Origin of the sequence: Rhodococcus sp. USK13, assembly GCF_018343855.1 — a bacterium.
Classification (GTDB): Bacteria; Actinomycetota; Actinomycetes; order Mycobacteriales; family Mycobacteriaceae; genus Rhodococcus_F; species Rhodococcus_F oxybenzonivorans.
On sequence record NZ_CP069242.1, the window covers coordinates 4,982,410 to 5,008,219 of the forward strand.

Sequence of the window (25,810 nt, forward strand, 5' to 3'; positions counted from 1 at the left end):
CGTGTCTGGCTTGTTGCTGGCGTTTTCCTGGTTGACCGTGCTCCCGCTCCGCGGCCCCGACAGCGTGGACCGTGCGGCAGGCGGGCGCGCGATCCGATATGCACCCGTGACCGGTGCGGCTCTGGGCGTATTGGCAGCCGGCCTGCTGTGGCTCCTGGTGTCGGCAGGACTGAACCCGGCCCTGGGAGGGCTGTTGACGGTCGGGGCTCTCGCGCTCGCCACTCGTGGCATGCACATCGACGGGTTGTCCGACACGGTCGACGGTCTCGGGTGTTACGGGCCGCCGGAACGCGCAAAGGCTGTGATGCACAGTGGCGGCGCAGGCCCGTTCGGCGTGTGCGCCCTGTTGATCTGCCTCGGGACACAGGCTCTTGCTTTCGGTTCACTCGCCGTTGCAGGACAGTTCGGGGCCGTAGCAGTCGCAGTAGCGACCGGTCGCGTCGCCGTCGTATTTGCTTGCCGCCGTGGAGTTCCGGCTTCCGCCAACGAAGGTTTCGGCGCACTCGTTGCCGAAACACAGTCGTGGTGGACGGCGTTCGCCTGGATGGTCCCGCTACTAGCAGCAGCGGCGTGGTGGTGCGGCCCCGACTGGTGGCACGGGATCATCGTCGTCGCGGTGACTCTCGCCCTGTCGGCTCTGTTGGTGGCGCACTGTGTCCGCCGGTTCGCGGGCGTGAACGGTGACGTGCTGGGTGCCGCGATCGAGATCACGGTTGCGGCCTCAGCGGTCGGTTTCCTCCTCTGAGCGACCGCCGAGAAGCCTTGATTCAGCGCAGCTTGTGCATCCACCCGTGGGTGTCGGCGAACGTGCCACGCTGAATCCCGGTAAGGGTGTCCCGCAGGGCCATCGTGACCTCTCCCGGCTCCCCGTCGGCGACGACGAACTCGCCCTCTGCCGACTTGACCCGTCCCACCGGGGTGATGACTGCCGCGGTGCCGCAGGCGAATACCTCGGTAATCTCTCCCGACAGGGTCTTGGTTCGCCATTCCTCGGTGCTGATACGACGTTCCTCGACTGCGAAACCGGCGTCGGTTGCCAGGGTCAGCAGCGAATTCCGGGTGATGCCCGGAAGTAGCGAGCCGGACAGCGAGGGTGTGACGAGGCGGGCGTCGGAACCGGACCCGTAGACGAAGAAGAGATTCATCCCGCCCATTTCCTCGACGTACGCACGCTCGAGGGCGTCGAGCCACACCACCTGATCACAGCCTTCGTCGGCCGCCTGCGCCTGGGCGAGAAGCGAAGCCGCGTAGTTGCCGGCGAACTTGGCCGCACCGGTTCCTCCGGGAGCCGCGCGCACATACTCCGTCGAAAGCCACACGCTGACCGGCTTCACCCCCCGCGGGAAGTATGCCCCCGCAGGCGAGGCAATCAGGAGGTAGCGGTACTCGTCGGCCGGCCGCACACCCAGGCCGGCCTCGGTGGCGAACATGAAAGGACGCAGATACAGCGCATCCTCACCGCCGGCGGCAGGCACCCACTCGTGATCGACGTCGAGGAGTTCGGTGATCGACTTGACGAACAACTCGGCTGGAAGTTCGGGCATCGCGAGCCGACGAGCCGAGGTGACGAGTCGTTCGGCGTTCGCCTCGATGCGGAACGTCGCGATGCCACCGTCCGGCTGCCGGTACGCCTTGAGGCCCTCGAAGATGGCCTGCCCGTAGTGCAGCACCATGGCCGCCGGATCGAGTTGGAGCGGACCGTAGGGTTCCACCCGGGCGTCGTGCCAGCCGTGGACGGCGGAGTAGGCGATCGACACCATGTGGTCCGTGAAGTACCGACCGAATCCGGGCGCCGCCAATATCTCTCGCCGCGCCTCATCCGAGGCGGGGGAAGGATGTGGGACGCGAAGGAACTCGGTGACACCTGTCATGCCGGTGATCCTATCGAACGCCTCTTGCTCGCCAGCGCCCGAGAGGGTCGACCCGCGGCGGCTACTTGGTGCTGGTCTTCACGAAGGGCGGAGACACGACCTCCGCCCGCAACGCGCGTCCGCGTACATCCACGTCGACAGCGTCACCGGCCGCGACACCGGCATCCGAATCGAGCAGAGCGAGGGCGATACCGACTTTGAGTGTGGGCGAGAAGGTGCCCGACGTCGTCTCACCGATCGGCTCACCGTCACGAAGGACGTTCTGCCCGGCGCGTAGCACCCCGCGGTCGAGCGCCTTGATGCCCCACAGCTTGCGGGCGGGTCCGGCGGCCTTCTCGTCGGCCAAGGTTTCCTTGCCCCAGAACTTCGGCTTGTTCCACCCGATCGCCCAGCCGCACCGCGCCTCGAGCGGAGAAATTTCCAAGGACAACTCGTGACCGTGCAGCGGGTATCCCATTTCGGTCCGCAAGGTGTCGCGGGCACCGAGACCCGCGACCTGACCACCGCAGGTCCGAACCTGCTCGACCGCGGCCCGGAACAATTTCTCGCTGTCCTCCCAGCGGGGCAGGACTTCGAATCCGATTTCGCCGGTGTACCCGCTACGACACACCCGCACGGGCACGCCTTCCCAGGTGGCGTCCGCGAAGCCCATGTACTCGATGTCGGTCGGCAGACCCAGCGCGGCGAGCACTTCCGGCGACTTCGGCCCCTGAACTGCGATGACACCGAAATCGCGGTGGCAGTCGTCGACGGTGACACCTTCCGGCGCCTTGGCCGCGAGCGCCGCAACCACGTCAGCGGTGTTGGCGGCGTTGGGAACGAGAAACACCTCTTCGGCGCTCACGTAGTAGGCGATCAAGTCGTCGATCACCCCGCCGGAGGGGGTACAGCAGAGCGTGTACTGCGCCTTACCGGGGCCGATCTTGTCCAGATCGTTGGTGAACGCGGAGTTCACGAAAGCTGCAGCTCCCTTGCCGCGCACGAGAGCCTTGCCCAGATGACTGACGTCGAACACGCCCACCGATTCCCGCACCGCGGTGTGTTCGGCGACCACCCCCGCATACGACACCGGCATCTCCCATCCACCGAAGGGCGCGAACGTGGCCCCGAGTTCGACGTGAACGGCGTGAATCGGCCCTTGCGAGAGTTGCTCCTCGGTCATGGCCTCAAACCTATCGGACCCCGCAGCACCCCGCGTCGGTGACGGCACACGCGCACTACCATCGGGACGAGCGCCGGACCGGCCCGGCACGACCCGAACCCCGAACTGCTTCAGGAGACACCGTGAGCACTCGCACAGCTCGACCCCTCGGACCACAACTCGCCCTTGCAGGCACTGTCGGCAAGCGGGTGGACGTGCTGGTGATCGGGCTGACGTCGACGTCGAACGGCCCCGAGATCGCGCTGGGCGACGGCATCGTCGACGAATCGGTCCTCGCCGGACTCCTCGACCGTTTCGTCGCGGTCGGAGCCAAGGGCAAGGCGGAGGAGACCACGCGTATCCCCGCTCCCGACACGCTTCCGGTCGACAGCGTCCTCGCGGTCGGGCTCGGTGCGGCCGACAAGCTGGACGCGGAGCAGATCCGCCGGTCCGCTGGGGCGGCGGCCCGCTCACTCGGCGGTGTCGATACCGTCGCCACCACCCTGTCGTCGCTGGATCTCGGCGCCGCGGCCGAGGGTTTCGCGCTCGGCGCGTACCGATTCACGGAGTTCAAGTCAGCGAAATCCGCGCCCGGACCGGAGGCACAGCCGGTCTCGCGGGTCGAGCTTCTCGTGTCGTCCCCCCGCGCGAAGGAAGCGAAGGAGACGCTGGCCAGGTCGGCCGCGATCGCCGAGGCCGTCGCCACCGCACGCGAATTCGTCAACACTCCCCCGAGCCACCTGTTTCCGGCCGAATTCGCCGAGCGCGCAAAGGCACTCGGCACAGAGGCCGGGTTGAAGGTCGAGATCCTCGACGAGAAGGCCTTGGAGAAGAACGGTTTCGGCGGGATCCTCGGCGTGGGCAAGGGGTCGTCGCGCCTGCCTCGACTGGTCCGGCTGAGCTACTCGGCGAAGAAGCGGAACGCCCCCAAGGTCGCGCTCGTCGGCAAGGGCATCACGTTCGACACGGGCGGCATCTCGATCAAGCCTGCTGCGGGCATGGAGAACATGACCTCCGACATGGGCGGCGCGGCAGCGGTCGTCGCCACGGTTGTCCTCGCGGCGAAACTCGGACTGCCCGTCGACGTCATCGCCACCGTGCCGATGGCTGAAAACATGCCCTCGTCCACCGCCCAGCGTCCCGGTGACGTGCTGACCCAGTACGGCGGGACCACGGTGGAGGTCATCAATACCGATGCCGAAGGGCGCCTGATTCTCGCCGACGCCATTGTCCGCGCCTGCGAGGACGACCCGGATTACCTCATCGACACCGCCACTCTCACCGGCGCGCAGGTGGTTGCGCTCGGCACTCGCACACCCGGCGTGATGGGCACCGACGAATTCCGGGACCGGGTCGCGTCGATCTCGCAGGCGATCGGCGAGAACGCCTGGGCGATGCCGCTCCCGGCGGAGCTGCGTGCGGACCTGGATTCGAAGGTCGCCGACCTCGCCAACGTCACCAATCACCGCTGGGGCGGCATGCTGGCCGCGGGGCTGTACCTCAAAGAGTTCGTCGCCGACGGCGTCCAGTGGGCACACATCGACGTGGCCGGACCGGCCTACAACTCGTCGGGCCCGTGGGGGTACACCGGGCGTGGTGGGACCGGAGTCCCGGTGCGCACCATGATTTCGGTGATCGAGGACATCGCAGCCAACGGCTAGGCGCCCCGCGCTCGTGAGTGGTTGACGAGTCCGAGGACTCGTCAACCACTCACGGGCGGCGAAGCCGCCTAGAGGTCGCGTTCCCGCTCGCGTCGGCGTTCGATGCGCCGCCGCGCGTCGTGGTCGCGCATGCGCTGCGGGTAACCGGTCTTGCGGACGTCGTAGACGGGGATCTGCAGATCTTCGCCGAGCTTGCGGGCGCCCCGTTCGCCGCCGACGCGGCGCCGGGTCCATTCCCCGTCGGCGGCGACCAAGACCACGGTGACCTCGGTCACCGTGGTCTGCGGTTCCACATAGGCCTCGACGCCGAGGTGGGTGCGCGCCCAGTTCGCCAGATAGGAAGCGTCCTCGGGTGATGCCTGGGATCGGCGGCCCGGTCGTGGCCGCGAGAAACGGTCGAACAACCCCACGTCGGGCCTCCTCGGGAGCGTGCGCCGATCGGTGCCGGCACGGTTCCCCCAGTTTGCCAGGCAACTTCCGCTCGGTGCCGCGATCGGAAACTACTCGCCAGTAGGGCGAACGTCGCGACACACCCGAGCCGACGTGGGGGAACCCTCGACGGACGCGCGCCTCCGATCAATGGAAAGATGTGGAGCGCCGACACAGCGAGTGGGTGACGACGAATCGGAATTACCTGCGAGTAGCCGCAAGATATGTGCATCTCGAGCACAATGGTTCACGACCACAAGTCGACAAAATTCAACAACCCGAACACAACTGTCGAGGAGTCAAAAGACATGGCCTTCTCCGTCCAGATGCCAGCGCTTGGTGAGAGTGTCACCGAGGGAACTGTCACGCGATGGCTCAAGCAGGAAGGAGACACGGTCGAAGTTGACGAACCCTTGCTCGAAGTCTCCACGGACAAGGTGGACACGGAGATCCCGTCCCCCGTGGCCGGCGTGCTCAGCAAAATCGTCGCTCAGGAAGACGACACCGTGGAAATCGGTGGCGAGCTTGCCGTGATCGGTGACGACGGTGAAGCGCCGTCGTCCGACTCCGCACCCGAGCCTGCCGCGGAAGAGCCGGCCGAAGAGCCGGCCGCGGAACCCGCTCAGGAGGCACCGGCCGCTGAATCCGCACCGGCTTCGTCCGGCAACGGGAGCTCCGACGGCACCCCGGTGACGATGCCCGAACTGGGCGAGTCGGTCACCGAAGGCACCGTGACCCGGTGGCTCAAGGCCATCGGTGACGAGGTTGCCGTCGACGAGCCGCTCGTCGAGGTCTCGACCGACAAGGTCGATACCGAAATTCCGTCGCCCGTGGCCGGAACCCTCCTCGAGATCAGCGCGCAGGAAGACGACACGGTCTCGGTCGGCGGTCAGCTCGCCGTCATCGGATCCGGCGCTCCCGCCGCGAAGCCTGCTGCGGCACCCGAGCCGACCCCGGAGCCCGCAAAGGCAGAGCCGAAGCCCGAACCCGCGAAGGCGGAGCCGAAGCCCGAACCCGCGAAGGCGGAGCCGAAGCCCGAACCCGCGAAGGCGGAGCCGAAGCCCGAACCCAAGCCTGAGCCCGCGAAGGCGGAGCCCGCCAAGAGCGCACCGGCACCCTCGGCCGCGACGTCGGCACCCGCTGCACCGTCCGGCGACAGCACCCCGTACGTCACTCCCCTCGTCCGCAAGCTCGCCGCGGACAACGGCGTCGACCTGTCCTCGATCACGGGCACCGGCGTCGGTGGACGCATCCGCAAGCAGGACGTCCTCGCGGCCGCGGAGGCCAAGAAGGCTCCCGCTGCAGCACCGGCATCGGCCCCCGCGGCGGCCGCCTCGGCACCGGCGCCCACCTCAGCCGGAGTCCGCCCGGAGCTGGCCCACCTGCGCGGAACCACGCAGAAGGCCAACCGTATTCGCCAGATCACGGCGACGAAGACGCGGGAGTCGCTGCAGACCACGGCGCAGCTCACCCAGACCTTCGAGGTGGATGTCACCAGGATCGCCGCACTGCGTGCGCGGGCCAAGAACACCTTCCTCGAGCGCGAGGGCGTCAAGCTCACGTTCCTCCCGTTCTTCGCGAAGGCTGTCGTCGAGGCGTTGAAGTCGCACCCGAACGTCAACGCCAGCTACGACGAGGCGAACAAGCAGATCACCTACTACGACGCCGAGCACCTGGGCATCGCGGTCGACACCGAGCAGGGCCTGCTCTCCCCGGTGATCCACAACGCCGGTGATCTGTCGCTCGCCGGGCTGGCCCGCGCCATCGCCGACATCGCCAAGCGTGCCCGGTCCGGTGGCCTCAAGCCCGACGAACTGTCGGGTGGCACGTTCACCATCACGAACATCGGTAGCCAGGGCGCCCTGTTCGACACCCCGATCCTCGTGCCCCCGCAGGCGGCGATGCTCGGTACCGGCGCGATCGTCAAGCGCCCGGTCGTCGTGACGGACGAGTCCGGCAGCGAATCCATCGGCGTCCGCTCGATGTGCTACCTGCCGCTCACGTACGACCACCGCTTGGTGGACGGCGCCGATGCCGGACGCTTCCTGACCACGGTCAAGCACCGCCTGGAGGAGGCTTCGTTCGAGGCTGATCTCGGCCTGTAGTTCGCGGAGCACACCGAGTCGGTACGGTTCGGATTCGCGCAGGGGCACCATTCATTCCGGAATGGTGCCCCTGCCTTGTGAAGGAGGCTGTTGCACATGCGCGTTGTCATCGCCGGCTCCTCGGGGCTGATCGGAACTGCACTTGTCTCGTCTCTACGCGGCGACGGCCACGACGTCGTCCGGCTGGTGCGGCGGGCGACGGCCGGACCCGACGAATCTCGGTGGGATCCGCAGAAGGACCGGCTCGACACGGCGATCCTCGCCGACGCCGACGCGGTCGTGAATCTGTGTGGTGTCGGCATCGGTGACAAACGATGGACCGGGGCGTACAAACAACTGATCCGGGACAGCCGCATCGCGGCCACCGACGTCCTGGCCGAGGCGGTTGCGGAGGCTCGCGTCCCCGCGTTCGTCAGTGCCAGCGCTGTCGGCTACTACGGCGACACGGGCAATACCGTCGTCGACGAAAGCTCGCCATCGGGTACCGGGTTCCTCGCCGACACCTGTCGCGATTGGGAGGCGGCCGCAGCTCCTGCGGTCATGTCGAACGTCCGGACGGTTTTGCTCCGCAGCGGGATCGTCCTTTCACCGCGGGGTGGGCTGCTCGGCAGGCTGCGGCGGCTGTATTCGATCGGCCTCGGTGGACGCCTCGGGGACGGACGCCAGTACCTGTCATGGATTTCGCTGGAGGACGAGGTGGATGCCATCAAGTTCCTCCTTGCCCGCGACGACGTCGACGGACCAGTCGATCTCACCGGGCCCGCACCCGTGACAAATGCCGAGTTCACTAGTGCGGTAGCGCGGACCCTGCACCGTCCGGCGCCCTGGATCGTCCCGGGTTTCGCCTTGAACGCACTGGTCGGCGAGTTCGCGAGAGAAGGCATCCTGGCGGGCCAGCGCGCCATCCCCACCGTTCTCGAGGCGTGCGGCTTCTCTTTTCGCCACAACACGATCGGTGAGGCACTCGATGCCTGCCTCGTGCGGTGAAGGAGGTCACGTCCGCGGGAACTCGAGCCGGGCGTAATCTCTAGCACATGAGCAGCGTGCCACTTTCCGCCCGTTTCAGCCGCGACCCGATCACCGTCGAGAACCTCGGCCTGATCGATTACGTCGATGCATGGAATCGTCAGCGTGAGCTCGCTGCCCAACGCGCGGAGGACATCGGCGCCGATACGCTGCTACTCCTCGAGCACCCGCCCGTGTACACCGCCGGGCGTCGGACGCAACCCGAGGACCTGCCGAGCGACGGCACGCCCGTGATCGACGTCGACCGCGGCGGGAAAATCACCTGGCACGGCCCCGGCCAGCTCGTCGGCTACCCGATCCTGAAGCTCGCCGAACCGGTCGACGTCGTGAAGTATGTGCGCCGCCTCGAGCAGGCACTGATCACCGTCTGCACCGACCTCGGCCTGGACTGCGGCCGGGTCGAGGGTCGTTCCGGAGTATGGCTGGCTGCCTCCCTGACCGACGGGCAGTGGCTACCGGAGCGCAAGGTCGCCGCCATCGGCGTCCGAGTGCAGCGGGGCGTCGCTTTGCATGGCTTCTCGCTGAACTGCAACTCGGTCCTCACGGGTTTCGACAACATCATTCCTTGCGGCCTGCGCGACGCCGGAGTCACCACGCTTTCGCGCGAACTCGACCGCGACGTGACGGTCGACGAGGTCACTCCCGCCGTGACCGAGGCGGTCCTGGCGGCACTCGACGGCACTCTGCCGATCACCGATCACGACATCGAACGGGTCGAGTTCGACGCTGCCGCGGCTGCCCAGCGCACCTCGTCGACCCCCACCTTCACTACTGTTCAGTACGGCTGACCGGCGTCCCCGGCCCGCCGGGTGCCTCGGGCCGGGCGTACCATCGTCTGCGTGACTGTGGCCCCAGAAGGACGCAAATTGCTCCGCCTCGAGATCCGAAACGCGGAGACCCCGATCGAACGCAAGCCGAACTGGATCAAGACGAGAGCGAAGATGGGCCCGGAATACTCCGAGCTCAAAAGCCTCGTCAAACGCGAAGGCCTGCACACCGTCTGCGAAGAAGCCGGCTGCCCCAACATCTACGAATGCTGGGAAGACCGCGAGGCCACCTTCCTCATCGGCGGTGAGCAATGCACCCGCCGCTGCGACTTCTGCCAGATCGACACCGGCAAACCCGACGACCTCGACCGCGACGAACCCCGCCGCGTCGCCGAGTCCGTCCAGGCCATGGGCCTGCGCTACTCGACCATCACCGGCGTCGCCCGCGACGACCTCCCCGACGGCGGCGCCTGGCTCTACGCCGAAACGGTGCGCCTGATCCACCAGCTCAACCCCGGCACCGGCGTCGAACTGCTGATCCCGGACTTCAACGCCAAACCCGAGCAACTCGCCGAGGTGTTCTCCACCCGCCCCGAGGTCCTCGCCCACAACGTCGAGACCGTGCCCCGCATCTTCAAGCGCATCCGCCCGGCCTTCCGCTACCAGCGCAGCCTCGACGTGATCACTGCCGCCCGCGAGGACGGACTCGTCACCAAGTCGAACCTGATCCTGGGAATGGGCGAAACCCCCGACGAGGTCACCCAGGCACTGCACGACCTGCACGACGCCGGCTGCGACATCATCACCATCACCCAGTACCTGCGTCCCTCGCCGCGGCATCACCCCGTCGAGCGGTGGGTCAAGCCCGAGGAATTCGTGGCGCACTCCACCACCGCCGAAGAGATCGGCTTCGCCGGCGTGATGGCCGGACCACTGGTCCGCTCCTCCTACCGGGCCGGCCGCCTGTACGCACAGGCGATGGCCCACCACGGCCGTGAACTGCCCGCCGGGCAAGCACATCTCGCGGAGGGCGGCAGTGCGTCGCAGGAGGCGAGCTCCCTCATGGCCAGGCTCGCGCAGTAACGCGAACCGGCGACGTCGATCAACACCGGACGGGTCATCGGTCCCGAGTGCTGGGGACGTATCCTGAACAGCATGGCGAACGGCAGTAAATCTGGTAAAGCGGGCAAACCCGGCAAGGAAGCGAAAGCAGCCGCCAAGGCAGCTCGCAGGCAGGCATCGAAGGAGCGTAGAACCCAGCTCTGGCAGGCCTTCCAGATGCAGCGCAAGGAAGACAAGCTGCTGCTGCCGCTCATGCTCGGGACCCTGGTCGGACTCGCGGTGGTGTTCTTCCTCGTCGGTCTGATCTGGGGCATCCAGTGGCTTCTGCTGCCCATCGGTCTCCTGCTCGGCGTCCTCGGAGCGTTCATCATCTTCGGCCGGCGTGTGCAGAAGACGGTGTACGGAAAAGCCGAAGGCCAGGCGGGCGCCGCGGCGTGGGCGCTCGACAACATGCAGGGTGCCTGGCGAGTGACCAGCGCTGTCGCAGGTACCACTCAGCTCGATGCCGTGCACCGCGTGATCGGACGCCCCGGCGTCATCCTCGTCGCCGAGGGATCACCGCAGCGGGTCAAATCGCTACTCGCGCAGGAGAAGAAGAAGACCGCTCGACTCGTCGGTGACACGCCGATCTACGACATCGTCATCGGCAACGACGAGGGGCAGGTACCGCTCTCGCAGCTGCAGAAGTACCTCAACAAGCTTCCGAAGAACATCGACACCAAGCGCATGGACGCTATCGAGTCGCGTCTCGCGGCGTTGAGCAGCCGGAGCGGCGGTGCCGCACTACCCAAGGGCCCCATGCCGGGCGGCGCCAAGATGCGCGGGGTGCAGCGCACCATCCGTCGTCGCTGAGTTCGCCTCTGTCACACAAGCCCGATGCCGGGCCGATGCAGCTCGACTGCATCGGCCCGGCATCGGCGTTTTCGTCGAGGTCAGCGTGTGCGCACGAGGGCGGTGCCTGTGGCGCGGTCCTGCATGCCGCGGCCGTCGACATCGGTGATGGTGCCCGGCACGACGAAGACGAGCAGGGCCTGACGCACCAGCGCACGGACGAAGCCGACACGCACGGGGCCGTCCACCCGCGCCACCCGTATTCCCAGGCACAACTGCCCGGGAGTGAAGGAGAACAAGGTGACGGCGGCGATCCCGACGACGAACCACACGAGCAACGTGACGCTCGACAACGGGCCTTCGAGCGGATTGTCTCCGATGATCAGCGCGGCCACGCCCGCCGACGACACCCAGTCGATCATGAGGGCCGCCAGACGGCGGCCGGTGCCGACGAGCGCGCCGGGCCCGTCCGCCGGCAGCCCGAGACGTTCACCTCGATGGGACTGTTGCGCCTCGGCTGCCCCGTTCGGCAGGGCAGCCGAGGGTCCGGAGAGCCAGGAGCCGGTGATACGTGCCATGCTGTCCAGGATAGGCGTCGCCGCTCGGGGCACCTCACACTGGCGTTCGGGCCTGTGTGCGCAGTCACACCCGGCCGCAAAAGCCCAGGACGTTGCGACGCGTAACATGCCGGAAACAAAAGGTTGACCAGCGGGCAACACCAGGTCCATACCGTCTGGCACGACGAATTCGCCAATATCTACTTGGCTGAAGCGACTTAAGGAGCACAAGCGTGGCGTTCACCACGGCCGAAGAGGTCATCAAGTTCATCGCGGACGAGAACGTCGAGTACGTCGACATTCGGTTCAGTGACCTTCCCGGCGTCCAGCAGCACTTCTCGATCCCGGCCTCTGCGTTCACCCAGGATGTCTTCGAGGACGGCCTCGCGTTCGACGGTTCGTCCGTCCGCGGCTTCCAGTCGATCCACGAGTCGGACATGATGCTCCTGCCCGACGTCGCTACCGCGCAGATCGACCCCTTCCGTGCCGCCAAGACACTGAACGTGAACTTCTTCGTCCACGACCCGTTCACGCGTGAGTCCTACAGTCGCGACCCCCGTAACGTCGCCCGCAAGGCTGAGGAATACCTGAAGTCGACCGGCATCGCCGACACGGCGTTCTTCGGCGCCGAGGCCGAGTTCTACATCTTCGACTCGATCCGTTACGACTCGCAGATGAACGGCTCCTTCTACGAGATCGACTCCGTCTCCGCATCCTGGAACACGGGCGCCGAACTCAACGCCGACGGCAGCCCCAACCTGGGCTACAAGGTCCGTCCCAAGGGTGGCTACTTCCCCGTCGCACCGTACGACCACTACGTCGACCTGCGCGACGAGATCTCGACCAACCTGCAGAACGCGGGCTTCGAGCTCGAGCGCGGTCACCACGAGGTGGGCACCGCCGGTCAGGCCGAGATCAACTACAAGTTCAACACGCTGCTCGCAGCCGCAGATGACCTGCAGCTGTTCAAGTACATCGTGAAGAACACCGCGTGGAAGCACGGCAAGTCCGCCACCTTCATGCCGAAGCCGCTGTTCGGCGACAACGGCTCGGGCATGCACGTCCACCAGTCGCTGTGGAAGGACGGCAAGCCGCTGTTCCACGACGAGGCCGGCTACGCGGGTCTGTCCGACATGGCACGCCACTACATCGGCGGCATCCTGCATCACGCTCCGTCGCTGCTCGCGTTCACCAACCCGACCGTCAACTCGTACCACCGCCTGGTGCCGGGCTACGAAGCCCCCATCAACCTGGTGTACAGCCAGCGCAACCGCTCAGCGGCCGTGCGTATCCCGATCACCGGCAACAACCCGAAGGCCAAGCGCCTCGAGTTCCGCGCCCCCGACTCCTCGGGTAACCCCTACCTGAACTTCGCGGCGCAGATGATGGCCGGCCTGGACGGCATCAAGAACAAGATCGAGCCGCAGGCTCCGGTCGACAAGGACCTCTACGAGCTCCCGCCGGAGGAGGCCCGCAACATCCCGCAGGCCCCCACCAGCCTGTCGGCAGTGATCGACCGCCTCGAGGCGGACCACGACTACCTCACCGAGGGTGGCGTGTTCACCTCCGACCTGATCGAGACCTGGATCGCGCTCAAGCGTGAACAGGAGATCGCTCCGGTCAACCTGCGGCCGCACCCCTACGAGTTCCAGCTGTACTACGACGTGTAGGTCGTAGCCACGATCTGACCTGCACCGGGGCACTTTTCGGAGCACCTCGGTACGCAGTCAGTACGCAGTAGCCTTCTCCGAGTCCACCCGCGCCGCGATCACAGCACCGATCGCGCTGCGGGTGGACTCGTCTGCATCCGGCCAGAGGTGGCCGTAGACGTCGAGCGTCGTCTTCGCGCTGGCATGCCGCATCCGCGCTTGGACGGTCTTGATGTCGGCGCCGGACGATATGAGCAGCGACGCAAGGTAGTGGCGCAGATCGTGGTAGCTGAACTCCTCAGGCAAGTCCAGGGCGTCGCCGGAATCCTTCACGTCACGCAAGGCCCGTTCGATCAACCATGGCGCGCCGGGCTTGCCGAAACCATTCGTCACCATCTGCTCATGCGGCCACCGCTGAACTGATGCCGACAACATCAGCGATAGCTCACGCGGAATCGGGATCGGGGCATCGCTCCCCCGTGTCTTCAACGGCTTGTCAGGCCACTGCCGCTGCGGGTGCACCACACCTCTGATGAAGTCGACGTCGCCGACGCGCAACGCCGCGGCTTCGGCTATGCGGAGGCCGGCGAACGCGCCGAGGAGTATCGCCACGCGAAAGTGCTCCGGCGTCGCATCATGCAGCGCCCAGAGCTGCTCCGTGCTGATGACATAGACCTTCTGCTTGCCCATCGGCGGAGATGTCCGCCGTGAGCATGGGTTTCGGGCCAAGAGCCCGTCGTGCACTGCGTCCCCGAGAATTTGCGACAGCCTCGAGTGCAGGGCGTAGACGTAAGACTCGGCGAAGCCGTCCGCCTTCAACCTCGACGTCCATGCCTTCACCTGGGACGGCCGCACGCCAGCGAGGTGCATCGCTCCGAACTCGCTCGTAATCTGCGCGATGTGCGTGCGAGCCTGCCGGACCGTTGACTCGCGATGCACCGAGTACCCGCGGAGCCACTGCTCGCACCATTCGTGAACTGTCAGCTGGGCGTCTCGTGGAGCGACATGCGTACCCTGCACCAGCGATGACGTCGCACTATCGAGCCACTGCTGCGCGTCCACCTTCCGATCGAACCGCTTCGTGTGCTCCCGACTCTGATCGTCGACGTAGCGAGCCCGCCACCGCTTGCCCGTGCCGTGCAGCTTCGACTCGACGCGCTTCTCTGCCCCACCCTCGCGAACGGTCTTCCACCAGAGATCCTCGACCCCCGCTCGACGGTTACGACGCGGTGTCACGAGATTCATCCTTCGGCGGATCGAACGGCGGACTGTCGTCTGGCCAACTCATCTCCCTAGCCCAGAGGCCATCCGCTCTAAACTTCTGCCCCGCCTGCTCCACGTCCCAGATGCTCACCGGCCCAGCGCCCGAGACGATCCGATTCAGCATGAGCTGGGCCGACAGCAACTCGCGGTGCGCCCCGAGGCCGACCTGTAGCCACGCGTATGCCCACCGAACGACCGCGGGCGCATCCCATTCGTCCGCCTCGACATCAGCGGCACGTTCCAGCTTGGGCTCGGCGATCTCGGAGATCAGGTCATCGAGCCGACGGAGATCATTCGCCCACTGACTCGCCAGAGCGGCGACGTCGCCCATGTGACCACTCGCGTCGATCCGGAGGGCCTCGACGGCGTATACCAGCTCTCGCTCGTCGGTACCGACCTCGCTCGTCATCGCTGCCACGGTCGTGTCGAGAACCTGAGCAATGACGTGCGCCTCATTCAGTCGAATTGGCCTCTCCCCCGCCTCAATTCGCTGAATCGTCTGCTGATGAAAAGGGAGTTCCCACTTGCTGATCTTCCGAGCGAGGTCGGTCTGATTCAGCCCATGAGCCTTGCGCAGTCGGGTCATCTGCGTCCGGAAATTGGTTTCCCAGCGCGTCGACCCCTGCGGGCGCTCGGCGCGATCGTTGGTTTCGGTTGAGGACATGAGCAGAGATTACAACGTTTTGTAGGTATGGGCTACACGCGTTGTTGCGCGCATCGTTTGCGGCTGATACAACTGTTTGCAGGTCATCACCGACAGGAGGTTGTAATGGCAGATCAGACGGCAGACAGTGTCGAGACGTACCTCACCACGAAACAGGTGAGTGAACAGACCGGAATCGCCGCCGCGACGCTTCGCTACTGGCGGCACGTCGGAACGGGACCGGCATCGTTCGCCCTCGGTAAGCGCATCGTTTACAAGCGCTCAGCGTTGCTCGCTTGGCTCGCGGCGCAGGAGGCCGCCACAACGCGCGGAGGTGTCGCCTGATGTCACCCTCGCCCATCTACGAGAACGCCCCCGAGACCGGCGGCCACCGGCTCGAGGGCAATGCAGACCCCACCCACACCAATGAGAAGGAGTCCCGATGAGTGTCCCACGATCGTTCACGTACCGCACCGAGCTCGTGACCTCTGATGCCGCAGTCGAGATGGTCGGCATCTATGTCTACGAACCCCGCGGTGAGATGACGTACTGGAGCGAGAACGGCCACGTATGGGCGCAGGCTGGCACCGTTTACGTCCGGACGTCAGGCACGATCTCGATCGTTCCATTCGTCGGCGCCGACCAGCGCATGCTCGGCGTGCTCCGTGGCACCGCGACCGACGTGTGGCGTGGAGAGCAGCCCAGCGAAGACACTGCGTGGACCTTCCATCGCCACGAGACCGGCGAGTACTGGTCCACAGTCGTCTCCGTGATGATCGACGACTCCGCGGTGGCCGCCGCGATCCGTCGCGCGGCCGAGGTCGAACGCCTGGCACTCGACGAGAACCGGCTCGCGTTCCTCGAGCTGTCCGGTGAGGGCCGCTGAACCATGACAGCAGAGCCAGCGGAGTTCACCGCCCCAGTCGACACGGCCCCAATCGGGCCAGTGGAGCGGTTCGAGTGGGAGCGCATCGTGCGTCGGGTGAAGATGCCTTCGACCACGAAGCTCGTCGCACTCACGCTGGCAACCTATGCGGACCAGAACGGTACCCGCGTGCGTCCCGGTACCGAACGCCTCGCGCGGGTCACATGCGTCTCGCTCCCAACCGTGAAGCGGAGCCTCGCGTGGCTCCGGGATCACGGATTCATCGACCGCACGAAGCAGGGCAACCGATGGGCGAAACAAGCCGACGAGTACCACCTCTCAGTGCCGCCAATGCTGCTCGAGCTCGACCAGTTGTCACCGGATGAGACCGAGAGTCTGGGGATCATCCATGAGACGTAGAGATCTATCCACAGACCACGGTCTACAGATCACCCATGATCCCCAGACTCATTGTCGCCGAGAAAGTCTAGGGATCATATGGACCGAGTCTGGGGATCATTTGAGGCAAGTCTGGGGATCATTTGGCGAAGTCTGGGGATCACCGGTGATACCCCACCAACCCATAGTCACCAACCCAGTAATCACCACCCACCTACCAACCCACAGTCGGCGGCCTGTGAACGCAACTTACGACCGCGCGTGTGCGGCGAGAGGAGAACCGCAATGACCCTCGATCGATACGGGGAGGAAGCCGAGGCGGGCCGAGTGCTCAATGCGCCACACGATCCACGTTGCCGCAGTGGCTGGCTCGGTGAAGACCTCGACGGGCGGCCCGTGCCATGCCTGCAGTGCCGTCCGCACTTGGCGCGTACCGCCGACGTCAACGATTGCTCGAAGCGTTGAGCTCAGCCCGGACGGTGCCACCTCCGACCCCCGAGCAAGTCGCCGAGACGATCGCCGACCTCGAGCGCCTGGGCGTTCCGGTAACGGCATCGCGTGCGGAGGCTCAGCAGGCGCTACGCAACGCTGACCGTGGCACGGGTACTGATCGATTGCGGGCTGCCCTCAACGCCCGTAGGGAGCGCGCTGGCCTGACTCCGAGGAATCGCGGTCTCGCCCAGCTGCAGAACCCAGCCGGACGCCGAAAGCGCAAAGCGCCACCAGTTCTCGCCGCTCTGTTCAACCCGCGGCTCGTCGGTGCTGCCTGCGTCGGGCATCACGAGCTGTTCGACGATCGCCACGAGCGTGAGCAAGAGACCGAGCGCGCCGCGAGGCATGCGGCCGCGGTTCGCATCTGCGCTCGGTGCCCGGTCCGCACAGCCTGCCGCGACGTGGCGTCCGAGCACACCCAGCACATCGAGGGCGTGTGGGCTGGCCAGCTGCAGAACTCGACACCACAGGCCGGCAAGGTCGGCCGTCCCAGAAAGGAACTCGCATCGTGACTGAATCTGTCGACGCGATGAGACGGCTCGAATTCACGCCCATCTTCGTCTACTGGGCCATGCAAGTGACAAAAGCTGCCTACCGAACAAGAAGCCAACCATCATGGTTCTCGGACCCCACTGAGAGTCGCGGGACCGCGCTCGGCCGAGCCGTCGGGCAACCCGTTCAAACCTGGGGATGGCGGCTCTGGTTCGTTCTCCCTTACGAGCACCCCGGAATGCTGCTCTCACCCTTCGGGCCAGCGTTTCGGATGCACAGCGCGGAGTCGGCGCTGTACGAGGCCTCATGCCTGCACGGCAACGCGATCCCGGACGCCACGTGCGCGTGCGGTGCCCATTTCGTCCCGGGTGCGAATTTGTTCGCGGAGCCGCTCGCAGAGTTGCCGAAGAGGCCCAACGAGATTGCGTTCGTCGCTACGCTCGGCTACGGCGTGGGCAAGGTGCTCCCCGAGTTCAATCCGGTAGTCCACTGGGGACAAGTCCGCGCGATGCGCGCGGAGCGCTATCGAATTATCCAAATGGTCAGTGACGAGCATCTCGACGTCGTCAATCGCGGGCTGTTGCTCGCGCGCTACCGAGTTCCGATCACTCAAGGAATCGATGAGCCGACGTGCTCGAGACTGGAAGCAGAGTCAGTGCGATGAGGCTCCTCTCCCGGAACCTCGCCGCCGTGGTGACCACCGACCGCGCATCCAATCGCCCGGTGACTCTGCGGCTGGCCGGCCTCTGCGTGGTCATGACGGCTACAGAAGCTCGCGCCCTGGCTGACGATCTTCACGACGCTGCTGAGAGGTCCGCACGATGAGCAGACCTCTCGTACAGCGGCTCGCGCCCGACGTCGTCCTGCTCACCGGCCCTGCGGTCGAGGCGGTGCGGTTCGCCGTCGCCGTCGCGCTCGCTGCGCGCCGCCGCAACGGACTGCCCGTCCCCGCGCACCTCGCCGTAATCGCAGCAGAACTGGCCGCAGGCGGACAGACGGACGCGAAAGTACTGGTGAACAGCAACACTCGTCCACAGGCCACGCGATGGATAACGACCGAGGAGGCGGCGAAGATGCTCGGATGCAGTAACCGTCAGGCCCGACGCAAAGCGCCGGCACTCGGGGGCCAACTACACGCCGGCCGATGGATGCTCGACCACCAGGCCGTCACCGAACATCTCGAAGGACGGAAGGCAGCATGACCCCACCTGACCGCCGAGCGATCGCCGACTACCTGGCAGCGCTCAGCGAAACCGAACTCACCCAACTCGTCGCAGAGGCACGCGACACAGGAGACGAGATGCGCGCGTTCGCACGCAGCATCTTCGGCGCTGAGCCTGAGGACACCCGACGTCGACAGCCGCTGCCCGAGCCAAAGCCTTTCGACTCCGGAACCACCGGCAACCAAGTCTTGAGAGAAGGCAGTAGTCCTGCCAGCCCGCGTCCGCGCCTCGCCGAGCGGGAGTTTGTGGCCCGACTGTTCGACACCCCCGATCAAGACAACCTTCCCGACTACTCCTGAAGGAGCGCACTCACGATGGACGTAACCACCGCACTACAGCAGACCCGCCAGCACTTTCGTCGACTCGACCTCACCCTCCCGCCCGCACTGTTGAAGGAACTCGACGAGGTCGACGCAGTCCTCAGCAAGCGCACGACCGCAGGTATCAGCAGCGACACACTGGTCACCTCGGCGTGGAACGCACTCGCCGCCGGTCGGGACTTGGTGGCAGACAAGGCGGTCACCGGCGCGTTGATGGCCGGAATGCTGGCACAGCAGAACCTCGGGTTCCGGCTCGGAGAGTACGCCGACAGACTGCGCGCCGAGGCCTTCACCCGTCACGCCGAGGACGTCCTCAACGAGATGGCCGGCATCGTTACCTCAGCCGACGAGACTCTCGCTGCGGCACACGCCGTAATCACTGACCTCGACCTCACATCACCATCCGCGGTCACCGCCATCGCACCCAAGTATGCGTCGGTATGGGCGCACGCTCGCGAGGCTGCCATTCGGCTCGATAGCGTCGGACAGGTGTGGGTTTACGTAGTGGCGGCGTGCCGACTCGCCCCCATCCCACACGACCAGCGGGGGCGATCCCTGATCTTCCTCGACGTCGACCTCGACGAACTGGACGCGCTGCCGCTTGTGCCGCACAGTCCTGCATCTTGGACAACCGCCGTCGCGCACTCCGGGCACCGGCTCGACTACGCCATGCCCCAGGAGGTCACCGAGCGCTGCCGTCGCATCGAGCAGCAGCGGGCCGAGCTGGCCCAGCGCGCTGAAGAGAAGCAGAAGGCTGGATTCTCGCGCTAAGGCGACGTGAAATGCGCGATGAAGTCGTGGCGTCAACCTCACCCCTGACAATGGGGATGGATGGCGGAAGAGTCGTGCCCCTTTCGCGGCGTAGATCCCGCCAGCGCTGCACTGCCCGCAGTCCTCGCTGGAGGACTGCGGGCGGCGCGGACGCGGGCCCCAGGGGAGGCACCCCTGAGGGGCCCGCGTCCGCCTCTCACGGCATAGGCGGTCTTCTATCCACACCGTTTTTTCCACGAAGCGGAAGGCGGTGAATCATGCCTACAACCACCACTCCGAAGGAGAAGCTATGACGGTGTTTTCTGAGCCGGTTGCCGACATTGCGGGCGCCGACGATACGACGATGTTCGTTTTCTACCGCGAGTCGCTGAGCGAGAACGCTGCTGGTAACGGCATCGCGACGTCGAATCGTGTGCGCATCAAACCTGTCGACGGGGTGCTCACCACGCCGCCGCTCGAGCCCGGCCCAGCGAAGGTCGAGTGGAACGGCAAGAAGTACGACGTCGTCATTCCGGACAGCCCGACACCGGTGCGTCTGTGGCCGCAGATCCAGAACTACAACCCGCCCCCGAAGGCGACTGTCTACGCGGTGACTCTCGATGACGCCACCGATACCGTCATTGCCTCGAATGTGTCAGACGCGGAGTCCGACACCCGGGCGGCCCTGGACGCCACTTACGCCACGCACGCAAACCTCGCCCGGAACCCCGATCTGCTTATCGTCGGCACGGTTACACGGAACGGGAACGGTGCCGCGACGAGCGCCCCGGTGGTGTGGCCGGACGGCAGCCCTGGCACGTACACAGCGACCACGCTCAGCACGGCTTTCCCTGGCGCGGTCGACGCCTACACGATCACGTACGGCTCCCCCGTGACCCGGACCTATACCCAACCCGCAGTCACCCGGAATGCCGCTGGGGCCGCGACTGCCGTACCCGCGATTGTGGTGAGCTGACATGGGCATCCTCGACGTACCCGGAATCTCTCGGGCGCAGGCAGACTTCCGCTACGCAACCGGCGCGTTCGCTCCGCTGTACGGCTACTACGCGTCACTCGCCCGCGCCCGACTGGCTCGGTGCGACATCCTCGCGCTTGGCGACTCCATCATGGAAGGCCAGGGTGCGGCGACCGTTCCCGACCGATGGATCAACAAGAGCCAGGATGACCTGCGTCTGCGATGGATGACCGGCGCAGGCGGTCCAGGTTTCGTCCCTGCGGTCTACGCCGCTGGACCCAACGCCACGAAGTTCCCGTCGTGGGCGTACTCGTCCACACCTCCGGCGCTTCCGCAGGGGCTTGGGTACAAGGCGGCCCGAATCAACGACACGGTGACCGCGACCATCACGCGCAAGTGCACGTCGTTCAAGCTGTTCTTCTACCGACTAGCAGCCGACGTAGTGACGGTGAGTGTCGACGGCGGCGCACCGGTCACCTTCACAATGAACACCAGCATTCGCGAACAGGCATACTCGATCTCCGGTCTGGCATCGGGCGATCACACCATCGTCATCACCGGGACGGGTGCCGGTACGTCGTTCTGTGGGAGTGTGTTCTACGACGGTGACGAGACCGCGGGGGTGTCCATCTGGGACGCCTCGCACTCGGGGGCCACGATGAAGCTGTACGCCGAGACCTATACCAACTGGGTCGAACACCTGCAGTTCGTGACGCCGAAGCTGCTCCTGATGGGCTGCCTCACCAATGACTGCCGTGCGTCATCGAACGGGTACTCGTCCGCCCTGTACAAGGGCTACGCGCAGTCGATCATCACGCAGGCTCGCGTGAAGGTGCCGAGCCTGCCGGTGCTGTTCATCCCGCCGTATCGGCCAATCGACACCGAGACGCTGATCGAACCGTGGGACAACTACATCGGAAAGCTGCACGAGCTGGCCGCCGAGAACGCGCACTGTGCGGTGTACGACATGAGCCTGCGGATTCCGAACGTCACGACGGACACCTATGGTTTCCGCGCTGACTCGGTGCACCCGTCCTCGGTGGGAATGGCGTACATGTCCGCGCTCGCAACGGCCGCGCTCACCCCGAAGTAGTCGAGGACGTCAGGCGAAGCTGGAGAACACCGCGTCGGCCGCCTGGCGCTCATCCTCGAGTTGCGCCTCGACCGCCACAAACAACGCCTTCGCCGCGGCCCGCGTCTCTTCGGACACGGCAGGGTCGACGGCGAGCGCGTTGGCGAGGTTAATCAGTGCGGTGTCCATGTTGCCTGGCTTTCTCGATGTGGCCGGCGATGCGCCGTAGCCCTCGAATCATGATCGCCAGTCCACTCGGACGCGTTACAGACCCCGCCCCGAATTACTCACGACACGTTGGTGATGTCCTCCGGCCTAACCTCGGTTCGTACGACGGCGATGCCGTCTACTGACTTCGGAAGTTTGTGCCCGAAGAGGATCGCCACCGCCCGCATCACGTCGTCGTCCGACTGGTCTTCGTATGTTGCGGCAAACGCCGGATTACCCATGCGCGCTTTAAACCCGGCGTCACGGACTGCCAGCTCGTCCACAATCTCAAACTCGTATGTCGCGGTGACGCGAACCTTCTTGATAGACATGCGCAGATGATCGCATGACCCGCCCAGGATCGCTCAGCCCCAGCCATCACGGCTGGGGCTGTCGGCATTCCGGACCACCGGAGGATCCCAGATACCTAGGCTGAGTCGATGACCGACGGGGTATCCGACGAGCCGCTCCTCACCTATGCCGCCGCAGGCGAACGCCTCGGCGTCTCCGCCAAGGTCGTGGCGAACATGACGCGTTGCGGTGACCTCCCCCGCGTCGTCCTCTCGCCGCGCAAGCATCGGATTGTTCCGGCTGATCTCCGAGCGTTCATCGCTGCGCGGTATCGACGCGAGGAAGCTGGGTACGCAGTCAGTACGCAGTAGCGATCAATAGCCGCAGTTGCAGCCAACACAGCCAACGCAATTTCCGCAGGTCAGCGACTCTGATCATCACCAACAAACGCAGCAAACCGCGAGAAGGCAGTCCCAGCTGTACTACGACGTGTAAGTCGTAGGTCCCCGCCTTCGCGCGGGTCGTTTCTCCGACGAGCCCATCCGTGGTCTCGGCTGCCTGCAGCCGATGCCCGCGGATGGGCTCGTTCGTCTCTCCTGTGGCACACCTGTTTCACTCCAGGCGACTCGGGTAACCGCCACACCAGGCGTTCCAGTGTTCCGGACCATTGGATCGTCCAGGCGGCGCCGGTTCAGAAGTCGAGGCGGCGCCGCCGCCTCACCCTTCCTGCAGCGTCCGAAGCATCTCCTCGGCGATGACGCGCAGCTTGATGTTGCGGTTCTTCGACTCGGTGACCAGAACCTGGAACGCCTCGTCGGCGGAGACCCGGCGGGCCGCCATGATGGCACCCTTCGCCTGCTCGATCACCGCACGCGACTTCATTGCCGTCTCCAGTTGCTCACCCCGCCTGCGCGCCTCTTCGAGTCGCGAGGCGCCGTCGAGGGCGTATCGGACGGCAACGAGAAGCACGTTGAGCACGGCGGCATCGGCCCTGGTGAAACCGTGTGCCTCCCGGCTGTATACGTTCAGTGCGCCGAGGTACTTTCCCTCGAGCAGTATCGGCGCGGACAGGTAGCTCGCGACACCTAAGCGCCGGGCGCTGTGTGCGAACGACGGCCATCGCCGTGTCGCCTCTTCGGAATCGGCCCGCGTGATCGTCTGCGTACGGGCAGCTTCGAGACACGGCCCGTCGCCGGCGTCGTACTGGACACGATCCACGTCGACGACCAAGCGGTCGGTGGCGGCTCTCGTCGTGGCGTCTCCGTTGTCCAGAAGGACTGTGACGCCTGCCAGGTGGGCGCCCGGCACCAGGGCGAGGGCCTCCCGGCTGACTTCTTCGAGGAATTGGTCCGTTCGCCCCGCCGAGTCCAGTTCGGAGTACAAGCTGTGGAGCGCATCCTTCAGCGCGTCGAACTGGTGATCAGCGAGTCCGTCCCCACTCACTCCGCTCATCGTGCACCTTCCGTGAATCTCCGACACTCCATTATTCGTCACCGCCACGGCCGTGGATGGGAGGACTTCCCAGAAGTACAGGAATCTCCTCACCGCCACCGAGACCGGCGTTATGATCCGGAAACCCGGCCGCAGACTGCCTTGGCCGAACCGATGGGGGTGAACGCGGTGCCTCGCTCCACCCGCGATTCGGCGCAATCGCCGGTATCGATAATCTTCCGACGCAGAATCGACGACGCCAGTTTCGACGAGTACCTGCGCTGGGAGCACCGCTCAGTCGAAATCCTGTCGGATCGTCCAGGATTCATAGATCAGGACATCATCCCGCCGTCACCGCCCGTGCAGGACGACTGGGTAACGGTCCAGCGGTTCACCACGATCGACGACGCCAGAGCGTGGCTGGACAGTGCCGAACGGACCGCCCTCGTCGCGGAGATCAAGCACGCATTCATCGGCAACGAGGACGTCCATCTACTCACCGGTGAACAGACTGCCGCGCAGGCCGCGTCGTCGGTGGTCATCTCCTGCCGCATCGATCCGGAGGACGAGTCGACCTTCATGGATTGGCAGCGTCGGATTTCCGCCGCCGAAGCCCGGTTCACGGGCTTTCGCGGGCACAAGGTGGAGCGGCCTGTCCGCGGCGTCACCGACGATTGGACGATCGTTCTCAGCTTCGACACCGAAGAGAATCTCGAGCGATGGATGAACTCGGCGGAGCGCGCCGAACTTCTCGAACAGGGGGCGCGCTTCAATCAGGACCTTCGAGTCCGCAGGGCCAGTTACGGTTTCGACTTCTGGTTTCGCGGGGCGAAAGGCGAACAGTCCGCGGAGGTTCCGGTTGCGCGGAGCAACCTCCTTGTACTCCTCGTCTTGTATCCGATGGTGGTGATCTGGGGCCACTTCGTCAGTGCACCGCTCATCGAGGGTCGCGGTGTCCCCGTTGCCGTCGCGCTGTTCATCGGCAATGTCGTCACCACCCAGATCTTGGGGTGGTGGGCGGTTCCGGCCGCGTTCAAGGCCTTCGGATGGTGGATGGACCCGGCGATCTCTCCTCGCCGGCGCAATATCGGATACGCCGTGATGATCGCATTGTTCGGTGTCTCGATCGCCGTGTCCACCCTGCTTTTCGCCATTCCCACCACCTGATGTTCCGGGTAGGTGAGCGCCGAGCTCGTCCAGGTGAAGGTCGGGATCGTGAGTAGGGCCCGCACACTCGCTCAGCTGTACCGAGACTTCGGTGAGGTCGATGCCGCCCCGACATCGCCGCTGTACCATCGCATCGCCGTCGCCCTGAGCGAGTCCGCCGAAGCGCTGCGCGCGATCGAAGTAGCTCCTGCGCGCAAGCGGCACCCCACGATCATTCTCGCCGCACTCCACGACCTCGCGCTCGCCGGACGCGCCCCCGCGCTTGCCGCCGCCTATGCCGCCGCGGACCGCGACGCTGCCGCCGGCGCGGCGATCGACACGCTGGTGCACATGACCGACTCTGTGGTCGCCACCGCCGTGCGCCGGCCGATGCGGGCCGACGACACCGGTCGCTGCACTGTGCTGTATCCCGCCATCGCCGAGGCTGCGCGCCGCGTGGGTGCGGAGAGGATTGCGCTGATCGACGTGGGCTGTTCGGCCGGGTTCGATCTCACCGTCGATCGCGTCGGCATCACCTACAGCAACGGACAATTCCTGGGCGACCCGTCATCTCCGGTACAGCTGTCGTCCTCGATCGTGGGAGATCGCCCCGTCCCGACGCGCGCGATGCCCACGGTTGTCGCCCGGGTGGGCATCGACCTCGATCCGGTCGACGTGACCGACGCGGACGAAGCCCGCTGGTTACGCGCCTGCGTGTGGCCGGATCAGCCTGAGCGGTTCGCCAGGCTCGATGCGGAGATCGCGCTGGCGGCGACGGAGCCTCCGCTGCTGCTCCGAGGTGACGCCGCCGAGGTGATGCCCGACGCCTTCGCCCGTGTGCCCGCGGACGCCCTGCCCGTCGCGACCACGACGTGGGCGCTGTCGCGCTTGCCCCTCGAAAGCCGCCTGCGCTTCCTGCACCGCCTCGGTGACGCAGCTGCCGGCCGGGCGGTGGCGTGGGTGTCGGCGGAGGGAGTCGGGGTCGCGCCGTCCATACCGACGCTCGGCGATCGTCGCGCCTCCGGCCACAGCATCATCGGGCTGGCAGTGTTCGACGCGTCGACTCTGCGCGCCGAGGCCATCGGCCGCTGCTGGTCGCGGGGCCGCTTGCTGTCCTGGCTGACCGGCTCCTGATGTTCTG

The 25,810-nt window shown here is 65.9% G+C and carries 31 protein-coding genes; 22 read left to right on the forward strand and 9 right to left on the reverse strand.

Annotated elements, in window-relative coordinates:
- Position 1: 1 nt before the first annotated feature.
- The gene (locus JQT59_RS25380; protein WP_213572452.1) at positions 2 to 745 is read left to right on the forward strand and encodes an adenosylcobinamide-GDP ribazoletransferase; all 744 of its coding nucleotides are present in this window, start codon (positions 2 to 4) and stop codon (positions 743 to 745) included.
- 22 nt (positions 746 to 767) lie between these two features.
- On the opposite strand, the gene JQT59_RS25385 is transcribed toward JQT59_RS25380, so the two are convergent.
- Positions 768 to 1,871, reverse strand: coding sequence for a branched-chain amino acid aminotransferase (locus JQT59_RS25385; protein ID WP_213572453.1), 1,104 nt, complete (start codon positions 1,869 to 1,871; stop codon positions 768 to 770).
- Between the two features lie 61 nt (positions 1,872 to 1,932).
- Positions 1,933 to 3,033, reverse strand: coding sequence for a glycine cleavage system aminomethyltransferase GcvT (gcvT, locus tag JQT59_RS25390; RefSeq protein WP_213572454.1), 1,101 nt, complete (start codon positions 3,031 to 3,033; stop codon positions 1,933 to 1,935).
- A 122-nt stretch (positions 3,034 to 3,155) separates the two neighbouring features.
- Between gcvT and JQT59_RS25395 the strand changes: the two genes are divergently transcribed.
- A complete protein-coding gene (locus JQT59_RS25395) occupies positions 3,156 to 4,673 on the forward strand; it encodes a leucyl aminopeptidase (RefSeq protein WP_213572455.1) in 1,518 nt (505 codons plus the stop codon).
- Positions 4,674 to 4,741: 68 nt separating this feature from the next.
- Here the strand turns inward: JQT59_RS25395 and JQT59_RS25400 are convergent, their stop codons facing one another.
- Positions 4,742 to 5,083 (reverse strand): oxidoreductase, encoded by a 342-nt coding sequence (locus tag JQT59_RS25400; protein ID WP_109329171.1) that lies wholly within the window; start codon positions 5,081 to 5,083, stop codon positions 4,742 to 4,744.
- A gap of 327 nt (positions 5,084 to 5,410) precedes the next feature.
- Here JQT59_RS25400 and sucB point away from each other — a divergent pair, with 327 nt between their 5' ends.
- From sucB to JQT59_RS25425, 5 genes are all read left to right on the forward strand, one after another.
- Positions 5,411 to 7,207 carry a 2-oxoglutarate dehydrogenase, E2 component, dihydrolipoamide succinyltransferase gene (gene sucB / locus JQT59_RS25405; protein ID WP_213572456.1) on the forward strand — a complete coding sequence of 599 codons (1,797 nt, stop codon included), beginning with the start codon at positions 5,411 to 5,413 and terminating at the stop codon, positions 7,205 to 7,207.
- A 96-nt stretch (positions 7,208 to 7,303) separates the two neighbouring features.
- Positions 7,304 to 8,194 (forward strand): TIGR01777 family oxidoreductase, encoded by an 891-nt coding sequence (locus JQT59_RS25410; protein ID WP_213572457.1) that lies wholly within the window; start codon positions 7,304 to 7,306, stop codon positions 8,192 to 8,194.
- Positions 8,195 to 8,241: 47 nt separating this feature from the next.
- The gene (lipB, locus tag JQT59_RS25415; RefSeq protein ID WP_213572458.1) at positions 8,242 to 9,021 is read left to right on the forward strand and encodes a lipoyl(octanoyl) transferase LipB; all 780 of its coding nucleotides are present in this window, start codon (positions 8,242 to 8,244) and stop codon (positions 9,019 to 9,021) included.
- 51 nt (positions 9,022 to 9,072) lie between these two features.
- Positions 9,073 to 10,083, forward strand: coding sequence for a lipoyl synthase (gene lipA, locus JQT59_RS25420; protein WP_213572459.1), 1,011 nt, complete (start codon positions 9,073 to 9,075; stop codon positions 10,081 to 10,083).
- A gap of 72 nt (positions 10,084 to 10,155) precedes the next feature.
- A complete protein-coding gene (locus tag JQT59_RS25425; protein WP_213572460.1) occupies positions 10,156 to 10,914 on the forward strand; it encodes a DUF4191 domain-containing protein in 759 nt (252 codons plus the stop codon).
- 80 nt (positions 10,915 to 10,994) lie between these two features.
- On the opposite strand, the gene JQT59_RS25430 is transcribed toward JQT59_RS25425, so the two are convergent.
- A complete protein-coding gene (locus JQT59_RS25430; RefSeq protein WP_213572461.1) occupies positions 10,995 to 11,471 on the reverse strand; it encodes an RDD family protein in 477 nt (158 codons plus the stop codon).
- Between the two features lie 212 nt (positions 11,472 to 11,683).
- Here JQT59_RS25430 and glnA point away from each other — a divergent pair, with 212 nt between their 5' ends.
- On the forward strand, positions 11,684 to 13,120 hold the full coding sequence (glnA, locus tag JQT59_RS25435) for a type I glutamate--ammonia ligase (RefSeq protein WP_213572462.1): 1,437 nt from the start codon (positions 11,684 to 11,686) through the stop codon (positions 13,118 to 13,120).
- Between the two features lie 57 nt (positions 13,121 to 13,177).
- Here the strand turns inward: glnA and JQT59_RS25440 are convergent, their stop codons facing one another.
- Positions 13,178 to 14,344: a tyrosine-type recombinase/integrase gene (locus JQT59_RS25440; RefSeq protein WP_349306986.1), complete on the reverse strand. Its 1,167-nt coding sequence runs from the start codon at positions 14,342 to 14,344 to the stop codon at positions 13,178 to 13,180.
- Positions 14,319 to 15,026, reverse strand: coding sequence for a helix-turn-helix domain-containing protein (locus tag JQT59_RS25445; RefSeq protein ID WP_213572464.1), 708 nt, complete (start codon positions 15,024 to 15,026; stop codon positions 14,319 to 14,321). Before JQT59_RS25445 ends, JQT59_RS25440 begins: the two co-directional genes overlap by 26 nt.
- Positions 15,027 to 15,131: 105 nt before the next feature.
- Here JQT59_RS25445 and JQT59_RS25450 point away from each other — a divergent pair, with 105 nt between their 5' ends.
- The 11 genes from JQT59_RS25450 (at position 15,132) to JQT59_RS25500 (ending at position 21,615) form a co-directional block, all read left to right on the forward strand.
- Positions 15,132 to 15,350, forward strand: a complete 219-nt coding sequence (locus tag JQT59_RS25450; protein ID WP_213572465.1) for a helix-turn-helix transcriptional regulator — start codon at positions 15,132 to 15,134, stop codon at positions 15,348 to 15,350.
- Positions 15,351 to 15,447: 97 nt separating this feature from the next.
- Positions 15,448 to 15,891 (forward strand): hypothetical protein, encoded by a 444-nt coding sequence (locus tag JQT59_RS25455; protein WP_213572466.1) that lies wholly within the window; start codon positions 15,448 to 15,450, stop codon positions 15,889 to 15,891.
- Positions 15,892 to 15,894: 3 nt separating this feature from the next.
- Positions 15,895 to 16,290, forward strand: coding sequence for a helix-turn-helix domain-containing protein (locus JQT59_RS25460; RefSeq protein ID WP_213572467.1), 396 nt, complete (start codon positions 15,895 to 15,897; stop codon positions 16,288 to 16,290).
- A 264-nt stretch (positions 16,291 to 16,554) separates the two neighbouring features.
- Positions 16,555 to 16,734 (forward strand): hypothetical protein, encoded by a 180-nt coding sequence (locus JQT59_RS25465; protein ID WP_213572468.1) that lies wholly within the window; start codon positions 16,555 to 16,557, stop codon positions 16,732 to 16,734.
- Positions 16,731 to 17,273: a WhiB family transcriptional regulator gene (locus tag JQT59_RS25470; protein WP_213572469.1), complete on the forward strand. Its 543-nt coding sequence runs from the start codon at positions 16,731 to 16,733 to the stop codon at positions 17,271 to 17,273. Before JQT59_RS25465 ends, JQT59_RS25470 begins: the two co-directional genes overlap by 4 nt.
- Positions 17,270 to 17,917, forward strand: coding sequence for a hypothetical protein (locus JQT59_RS25475; protein WP_213572470.1), 648 nt, complete (start codon positions 17,270 to 17,272; stop codon positions 17,915 to 17,917). Before JQT59_RS25470 ends, JQT59_RS25475 begins: the two co-directional genes overlap by 4 nt.
- Positions 17,918 to 18,074: 157 nt before the next feature.
- Positions 18,075 to 18,455, forward strand: a complete 381-nt coding sequence (locus tag JQT59_RS25480; protein ID WP_213572471.1) for a helix-turn-helix domain-containing protein — start codon at positions 18,075 to 18,077, stop codon at positions 18,453 to 18,455.
- Positions 18,452 to 18,775 carry a hypothetical protein gene (locus JQT59_RS25485; RefSeq protein WP_213572472.1) on the forward strand — a complete coding sequence of 108 codons (324 nt, stop codon included), beginning with the start codon at positions 18,452 to 18,454 and terminating at the stop codon, positions 18,773 to 18,775. Before JQT59_RS25480 ends, JQT59_RS25485 begins: the two co-directional genes overlap by 4 nt.
- Before the next feature lie 15 nt (positions 18,776 to 18,790).
- Entirely contained in the window at positions 18,791 to 19,567 is a 777-nt protein-coding gene (locus tag JQT59_RS25490; RefSeq protein ID WP_213572473.1) for a hypothetical protein, read from the forward strand.
- A gap of 289 nt (positions 19,568 to 19,856) precedes the next feature.
- Positions 19,857 to 20,522, forward strand: a complete 666-nt coding sequence (locus tag JQT59_RS25495; protein ID WP_213572474.1) for a hypothetical protein — start codon at positions 19,857 to 19,859, stop codon at positions 20,520 to 20,522.
- A 1-nt stretch (position 20,523) separates the two neighbouring features.
- A complete protein-coding gene (locus JQT59_RS25500) occupies positions 20,524 to 21,615 on the forward strand; it encodes an SGNH/GDSL hydrolase family protein (protein WP_213572475.1) in 1,092 nt (363 codons plus the stop codon).
- 9 nt (positions 21,616 to 21,624) lie between these two features.
- Here the strand turns inward: JQT59_RS25500 and JQT59_RS25505 are convergent, their stop codons facing one another.
- Together JQT59_RS25505 and JQT59_RS25510 are read right to left on the reverse strand one after the other, a co-directional pair.
- Positions 21,625 to 21,783 (reverse strand): hypothetical protein, encoded by a 159-nt coding sequence (locus JQT59_RS25505; protein WP_213572476.1) that lies wholly within the window; start codon positions 21,781 to 21,783, stop codon positions 21,625 to 21,627.
- Positions 21,784 to 21,881: 98 nt separating this feature from the next.
- Complete coding sequence (locus JQT59_RS25510; RefSeq protein WP_213572477.1) at positions 21,882 to 22,133, reverse strand: hypothetical protein; 252 nt, start codon at positions 22,131 to 22,133, stop codon at positions 21,882 to 21,884.
- A gap of 108 nt (positions 22,134 to 22,241) precedes the next feature.
- On the opposite strand from JQT59_RS25510, the gene JQT59_RS25515 reads away from it, so the two are divergent.
- A complete protein-coding gene (locus JQT59_RS25515; RefSeq protein WP_213572478.1) occupies positions 22,242 to 22,463 on the forward strand; it encodes a MerR family transcriptional regulator in 222 nt (73 codons plus the stop codon).
- A gap of 346 nt (positions 22,464 to 22,809) precedes the next feature.
- Here JQT59_RS25515 and JQT59_RS25520 read toward each other — a convergent pair whose 3' ends face one another.
- Positions 22,810 to 23,544, reverse strand: a complete 735-nt coding sequence (locus JQT59_RS25520; protein ID WP_213572479.1) for a GAF and ANTAR domain-containing protein — start codon at positions 23,542 to 23,544, stop codon at positions 22,810 to 22,812.
- Positions 23,545 to 23,712: 168 nt separating this feature from the next.
- Between JQT59_RS25520 and JQT59_RS25525 the strand changes: the two genes are divergently transcribed.
- Both JQT59_RS25525 and JQT59_RS25530 read left to right on the forward strand, forming a co-directional pair.
- Positions 23,713 to 24,690, forward strand: a complete 978-nt coding sequence (locus tag JQT59_RS25525) for a putative antibiotic biosynthesis monooxygenase (RefSeq protein ID WP_249353828.1) — start codon at positions 23,713 to 23,715, stop codon at positions 24,688 to 24,690.
- Between the two features lie 12 nt (positions 24,691 to 24,702).
- Positions 24,703 to 25,803 carry a DUF2332 domain-containing protein gene (locus JQT59_RS25530; RefSeq protein WP_249353830.1) on the forward strand — a complete coding sequence of 367 codons (1,101 nt, stop codon included), beginning with the start codon at positions 24,703 to 24,705 and terminating at the stop codon, positions 25,801 to 25,803.
- Positions 25,804 to 25,810: the final 7 nt, after the last annotated feature.